4 protein-coding genes are annotated in these 5,024 nt (G+C 44.5%); 3 read left to right on the plus strand and 1 reads right to left on the minus strand.

Going from position 1 to position 5,024, the window contains the following annotated elements:
• Nucleotides 1-6 precede the first annotated feature (6 nt).
• The 3 genes from AC3WQT_RS07705 to AC3WQT_RS07715 all read left to right on the plus strand — a co-directional run bounded on the left by AC3WQT_RS07705 (nt 7) and on the right by AC3WQT_RS07715 (nt 3,650).
• Nucleotides 7-1,026, plus strand: a complete 1,020-nt coding sequence (locus AC3WQT_RS07705) for a TniB family NTP-binding protein (protein ID WP_492703285.1) — start codon at nt 7-9, stop codon at nt 1,024-1,026.
• A complete protein-coding gene (locus AC3WQT_RS07710; RefSeq protein WP_492703287.1) occupies nt 1,017-3,098 on the plus strand; it encodes a TniQ family protein in 2,082 nt (693 codons plus the stop codon). Before AC3WQT_RS07705 ends, AC3WQT_RS07710 begins: the two co-directional genes overlap by 10 nt.
• A gap of 120 nt (nt 3,099-3,218) precedes the next feature.
• On the plus strand, nt 3,219-3,650 hold the full coding sequence (locus AC3WQT_RS07715) for a hypothetical protein (protein ID WP_492703288.1): 432 nt from the start codon (nt 3,219-3,221) through the stop codon (nt 3,648-3,650).
• Nucleotides 3,651-4,032: 382 nt separating this feature from the next.
• Here the strand turns inward: AC3WQT_RS07715 and AC3WQT_RS07720 are convergent, their stop codons facing one another.
• Entirely contained in the window at nt 4,033-4,656 is a 624-nt protein-coding gene (locus tag AC3WQT_RS07720) for a hypothetical protein (RefSeq protein WP_492703290.1), read from the minus strand.
• Nucleotides 4,657-5,024 lie beyond the last annotated feature (368 nt).

Consider the following 5,024-nt stretch of genomic DNA (forward strand, 5'->3'; position numbering starts at 1 on the left):
CTAGTTATGAAGATCAATAATTCTGGTAACGATTTTTCCGAAGATGACGTTTTGCGTCATGCTGTTTACGAACGAGTAGCTGCAATGGATAAAGTGGTCATTGTTCACGATATGTTGAAACAAGCGATGACGGGATTGAAAGGCTGTATAGCTTGGTCTGCTAATAGTTCGGAGCCGTTAGGGGCCATTTTGGTTGGCACTGGTGGCACAGGAAAGACCACTATCTGCAAAGCCATTCTCACGAAATATCCTCCAGCCGAAATCATAGAGGAGCACGCAAGGATCAAGACAATTCCAGCTTTTTACGCTTCGGTGCCGTCACCTTCTACCATCAAATCTCTTGCACTAAATTTGCTGGAGAGTCTTGGTGAGACATCGATGAAACAAAGCAACGCCATCACGTTGACCAAGCGTTTATGTACATTGCTTAAGACATGTCGAACCAAAATCATCTTGCTAGATGAATTTCATCATCTTCTTGCTGAAGGTAATGCTGGAGACAAGCGTTCAATAAGAGTATGTAACTGGCTAAAGACTTTAATCAATGAGACTAAAGTTATGGTGTGTTTAGTCGGTGTGCCCGAGTGTGAGTCGCTAATCTTAGGTGACACGCAGATGACCCGGCGATTTACGCGGAGGTTCCGGCTAGGCGAACTTCATTGTGGTACTCAGGCACGCCCAGGACCATTGCGCCCCTTTTTAAGTGGTATATCCAAGAAATTCGTAGAAAACTTGGAGCTGGATGGATTCGTTGATTTTAAAAATCATCTGCAGGTCGTGCAGATGTGGGCTTCCACTAGCGGTAATCCTGCATTTGTCATGCAACTGCTCAAGGAAGCTACTGCCATTGCTCTCCTGGCGAATCGAAAAACAGTGCTGTTGAGTGATTTTGCTGAGGCGCATAGCCGTGGATTGACTTCTTCTGTCAAAAAGATAAAAGACAACCCTTTCGAGATGTCCTCAAGCGAACTGCGCAATGCGCTGACTTCCATTTCACATCGGGATGGAGGTAAATCATGCTACTAGCAAGACCAATACCATTCGCTGATGAAAGCCAGAGCAGTATTTTGATGCGAGCTGCGCATTTAAATGGATGGACAGATACTTACACCATGCTTAAAGGGCGATGCAATAGATACATTCAGAGTGTAGGGATGTTCCGGGATCAAAAAAAATTCCGGGAGCAAGTAGATCTATTAGGAATTGAATTACCTTCTGAATTAAGCCTTTGTCAGTTGAGGCGCTCCAGTTCTGCAGTCATGCTCTCCCTTAATTCAAATCTAGAATTACCGGCGGAAGTGTTTAGAGAAGAAGGAAATGCGGTCTGTCCGTGCTGCATCATGATCTTTCCATATTTAAAACGAATATGGTCTATTAAGTTGATATCCACTTGCGATTTGCACGGATGTCTCTTGATAACGACCTGCCCAAAGTGCTTAGAAGGTTTGGACTGGAACCGACCAGCACCGCATCTCTGCAAGTGCTTGTTCGATTTGCGCAACACGCCACTTAAAAATGGCGACATAGCCGTGGCAAGGGCGGTTATGAGTGTCATCGGTAGTGGAGACCAGGCACGAGTTACCGATCTTGCAGAAAAATTCTTGACACTAACAATGTTCTTTTCGGCTCAGGAGCATGTACCGACCGAAGAAGAAATTAATAGCTTGTCCATCCAAGGCCAAGCTATGGTTTTGGCTTATTTGACAAATTATGTAACTCATCGTGTCGATAGAGAACATCCAAGAATAGCAATGGCTTCTTTGTTGAAAAATCCAGGATACATGCGTGCCTTAGCTTTGGATGTCCTGCGTGAAGTGGCAACAATAGTCATTCCTCCTGTGGCAATCAGGCCAATCAAAGGGACATTCAATGGCGTAGAAAGCGCGGCAGCGCTTGGTCTATCAAAGCCAAGCTATGTGACTGGCTTGCTGCGAGTTCAATTGCTAGAGGTTGAAAAAACCAAATACGTTCCAAATTATTTGGATTTTACGAAAGCATCGCTTGACGCGCTATTGCGGAAATTGTGGGTTAGGTCTACTGAGCAAAATTGTGCGATCAGGCAACGACCACTTACAGAAAAGATTCCGCAGTTAGTGTTGGATATTCTGGATCGTCCAATCATTAATGCTGGGTATGACATGGAAAAGGGATTATGCAGTTTACGTCGCATGGTCGCAAAAGGAAAAGATTATGTGAGCGCTCAGCTCACGCATCTATGGACCGTGGAAGAAGCTGCAAGTCAATTGGACATTTATCCCAAGATTGTCCGTAGCATGTTGAGGAAGCGGTGGTTGATACCTCACAAGGTTCTCTATCAAGGCAGGCGGATTTTTATCTCCAAGGAGCAACTGGCTGAATTTAACGAGCAGTACATATTTGTCAGTACTCTGGCAAAAAGTGTCGGTGCCAGCCGTACACAATTTATGCACTATTTAGCCTCTCATGGGATTCGGCCCGTCGGCGGACCTGGAATAGACGGTTTATCTATTTATCTTGTAGCCAGAAAAGACTTGGCAAATTTGGATCTGACGCAACTGCGAATAAAGCGATGCGGTCTTAAAGTTGACCTTAACCTTTCGCAGGCAACTGATGACCTTCAAGAAGATTTGGCTGATTACCTCACAATATCGGAGGTCGCACAGCGATTGGACTTGTCCGTAATCCTTGTAGGAAGACTGGTTCGCGACGGAAAATTGGAGCGTGTCCCTGCGCCTATTGATGCAGTCGCGGTATCCAGAACATCCTTTGAAGCATTTCGGGACCGAATGGTTGACCGATCTCTGAAGGAGATAAAGCCTCTTCTCAATCGATTCCAGGAAAGTCGTGAGGAATTTATTGCCAGGTGGGTTACGACCGGTATCACAACGATTATTGATGTTGGAAACAGGGAGTGTATTCGTAACAGCGAATATCAAGCAATTCTCAAACTAAAGCGAAATTACATGACGGCCAAGGAGGCAGCAATCCAGTTCGATCGTGGGAAAAATCTGCTTCCAAATTTAGAAGCGCGCGGATTAATTTCTGCAGTGAGAATGGGCAGTGGACAGGGAATCAAATTATTCCGGCGAAGAGATGTGGCACTGCTGCTGAAGAAATGAAATTTGCACTTCGCGCACCTCTATTTTAGTTGAGCGTGCGTGAGCGTCAGAATTATCGCGGTCTTAAGATCCACAAATATCTGCTGAAACATAAACCAAATTGATGATAGGAGTACAGTCATGGAACAACCTTTACCGAACCGATTTCTCGATGTTAACGAAAATCAGACACTGATGGTGCCGGATGACTTTCCAAGAGTAAGGAATACGGGAGCTATTGGCGGCGCACAAGCCAAACTCTTGCTCACTGAATATCAAGGAAAATACTATGCATCTGGCAACTCCCCGCCTGAGTTGTATAACCGATGGATTTATTGTGAAGATATCGTCGATAAGATGTGCACCTTGTCACTCAATTCTAAAGCCGGAAAACGTTCGCATATGAATGAGGCTGACATTCTTTCTCAATATTTAGACCGGATGCTGCATGCAAAATGGGCTTCTGAGCAAGAGTTGTATTGGGTTATTAGGCGCGTAGCATCCATTTTGCAGTGGCCAGTGCCGGACAAGGTGCTCGTTAGTGAAAATGACGACGCTGGGCTGGGTGAATAGCATTTTGGTATTCCCAGACCAAAATCCTAGACACAGGGGACGTGGCGCAAGAGGGATCGTTGTGGCTTGAATTTTGCGTACAGTTGGTAAATTGAGTGTCAATTGCCCGGCTTCAGTCGCGTCGATTAATGGGCGCCCATATGTTGCTGGAAATGTATTCAAAAAATTATTGCTCATTTTTGAATAGGAAGTTATTCTAGCTGAGTAGCCCAACGTGATCCCACTCCCGCTCCTTTTTGAGGAAACTAAGCCGGTGATGCCATCTTGGTAATAGAGTCAAAAGCCACCTTACGGTGGCTTTTGACTTTAAGACACATCGACGTAATTATTCATCCAAGTGGTGCCATGTTCAGGGGGATCGACTTAATCGTGTCCAGGCTACTCAATGCGCTGGCCCTTGCTGCTGATAATTCGAAAGCAAGAAATGCACATCAGCCTCCGCTTCTTGTGTGTTTTCTGACGTTTCTGCAGACTTGGAATTTGTTTCAACTGAAGCTGGTCCGTTCAATCCAGATTTTTCCTTCAAGCCTTTGATTTCAGAGATCACTCGCTGTATATCGGAATTCAAAGGCGGGATATCAACATTGCACACAATGCCGCGCTCAAAGTAATTTACAGCGACCTCAAAATCATCCTGAGCCATATGCGCAAAGCCCATCACAAACAACTTCAGTGCACTATCATCCTGCAAAGCGAGCAAAGGCTGCCAGGTCAGTAATGCGACGGCTACCCTTGCCGACGTGAACTGCAATAACCCAAGTTGAAACCGAGCTACATGGAATTGCGGTGCCAGCACCAATGCATTCGCATAGGCCGCCTCACTCTCAGTGACCTGACCAAGTGTAATGTACTCAGCCCCAAGCAGACAATAAGTTGTCGCGGACCCAGGATTAAGCGTCAATGCCTGCTGAAACAAATTGATCGCAGCTGGCCCGTCATTCGCCTGACTGACACGCAAAGCCTCCTGCAGGATGTCATCAAAGCCTGGAGTAGTAGCAGTATCCATCGATATTATTCCCAATAATTATTGCTGCAAACGCGCAAACACGGGCGTTATTCTAGCCAACAAATAGAGATGTCAGCACATTTAAATGGGCTTCTACAGAGTTATTTTACGAACTTTTGGCATTTAGGTAGTGTTAGAGCAAGTGTTTTTAAAAATAGGATGACCACCATTTATTCAGTATATTTATTAAATGGATTTATTTTTATAATAAAAATGAAGAAATATAAAAATAATCAATGAATATGCAAATTATTTTCGATTTCACCTAAACAATTCCTCAAATGTTTGGACTATTGCCTTGAAAAATGACAGTTGAGTTAGTTGCTCCTGTTAAACAAACAATTGAATAAAACACATTAGGAAATCAC

The sequence above is a fragment of the Undibacterium sp. FW305-107 genome, from assembly GCF_058788535.1.